Origin of the sequence: Mesorhizobium sp. M8A.F.Ca.ET.181.01.1.1 (assembly GCF_004792025.1) — a bacterium.
GTDB lineage: Bacteria > Pseudomonadota > Alphaproteobacteria > Rhizobiales > Rhizobiaceae > Mesorhizobium.
On record NZ_SRTV01000092.1, the window covers coordinates 1 to 369 of the forward strand.

General features: G+C 56.9%; 1 protein-coding gene. It reads right to left on the reverse strand.

The window, feature by feature from the left end; translation table 11 throughout:
* Positions 1-365 (reverse strand): AAA family ATPase (locus EN824_RS33720; protein WP_145972520.1); only part of this gene is annotated, 365 nt, incomplete at its 3' end.
* Positions 366-369: the final 4 nt, after the last annotated feature.

Here is a 369-nt window from a genome sequence, read left to right on the forward strand (position 1 = left end):
GGCGAATCGCACACAATGTATTCGAAGTCCATTGCGATCAGGTCGTTAATGACCTTCTCGACGCCTTCCATCGTGAGCGCGTCTTTGTCGCGCGTTTGCGAGGCCGGAAGAATGAAGAGGTTCTCGCACTTCTTGTCCTTGATGAGCGCCTGGTTCAGATTGGCTTCGCCCTGGATCACATTGATCAGGTCGTACACCACGCGGCGCTCGCAGCCCATGATGAGATCGAGGTTGCGCAGGCCGACGTCGAAGTCGATCACGGCGGTTTTGCTGCCCCGCAATGCGAGGGCCGATGCAAAACTCGCGCTCTTGGTCGTCTTGCCCACGCCACCCTTGCCCGATGTCACCACAATGATTTTTGCCATTACC